We start from the raw sequence: 1,548 nt of genomic DNA on the forward strand, positions 1-1,548 counted from the left end.
GCGGTTGCGGTCGAAGCCGGCAGCGGTGTCGCGATCAGGCCCGGGAAGTCGATGTCGGGGAACACGTTGTTCTGGAACGCCAACGCCACCTGGAACAACGGATGATGCGCCGTGGACCGGACCGGGTTGAGCAACTCCACCAACCGCTCGAACGGGGCATCCTGATTCGCATACGCAGCCAGCGCCTGCTCGCGGACCTGACGCACGATCTCCACGAACGACGCGCCGCCGTCGACCCTGGTCCGCAGCACCCACGTGTTGACGAAAAAACCCACCAGATCCGTGAGCGCCTCGTCGGTACGGCCGGCGATCGGCGACCCGATCGCAACGTCCTCACCGGCACCGACCCGGGACAACAACACCGCCAACGCGGCCTGCAGCACCATCGACACCGTCGCACCCTCACCACGCGCCAACTCCTCGACCGCGACCCTCAACCGCGGCCCGACCACGAACGGAACCATGTCACCGCGATAGCTGGCCACCCTCGGACGAGGACGATCGACCGGCAACGACACCTGATCCGGCAACCCCTCCAACACACCACGCCAGTAATCGAACTGACCCGACAACACACTCTCGGGATCGTCCTCGTCCCCCAGCACCTGCTGCTGCCACAACGTGTAATCGGCGTACTGCACCGGCAACGGATCCCACCCCGGCGCCGCGCCCTGCTTCCTCGCCGCATACGCCGACACCAGATCCCGAACCAACGGCGCCAACGACCCACCGTCACCGGCAATGTGATGAACCACCAACACCAACACGTGATCGTCGGCACCGCACCGGAACACACTCGCCCGCACCGGAATCTGCGACGACAGATCGAACCGATACCCCGCCGCAGCAGCGACCTCGGAGTCGACATCGACCACGTCGACCTCTTTCACCGACACCGGCACCTCGAGCACAGCGGCATCGACAACCCGCTGCACCGGAGACCCGTCCACCTCCACGAACACCGTCCGCAGACTCTCGTGCCGGACCACCACATCACGCACCGCGGAAACCAACGCCTCCACATCGAGCACACCACTCAACCGCACAGCCATCGGAATGTTGTACGTCGCCGACGGACCCTCGAACCGATGCACGAACCACAACCGGCGCTGCGCGAACGACAACGGCACCGACACCGGACGCTCCTGCGCCACCAACGCCGCCCGAACCCGCTCCCCCTCACCGAGCCGGGCCGCCAACTCCGCCACCGTCGGAGCCTCGAACACCACCCGAATCGGCACCTCCACACCCAGCACCGACCGGACACGACTGACCAACCGCGTCGCCGACAACGAATGCCCACCGAGATCGAAGAACCCGTCATCGACACCGACTGGGCCCACACCGAGCACCTCACCGAACAACGCCGCCAACACCTGCTCATCAGCAGACCCCGGCTCCCGATACTCGACCGCACTCACGAACTCCGGATCCGGCAACCCCGACCGATCCAACTTCCCATTCGCCGTCAACGGCAACCCGTCCAACACCACCACCACAGCCGGAACCATGAACTCCGGCAACACATCACCGACGAACCGCCGGACA

At 65.6% G+C, this 1,548-nt stretch carries 1 protein-coding gene; it reads right to left on the bottom strand.

The window, feature by feature from the left end; genetic code table 11:
* The coding region (locus tag EGT50_RS16880) for a condensation domain-containing protein (protein WP_268960701.1) at window positions 1–1,548 on the bottom strand (1,548 nt) is incomplete at both ends.

The sequence above is a fragment of the Rhodococcus xishaensis genome, from assembly GCF_004011825.1.
GTDB lineage: Bacteria > Actinomycetota > Actinomycetes > Mycobacteriales > Mycobacteriaceae > Prescottella > Prescottella xishaensis.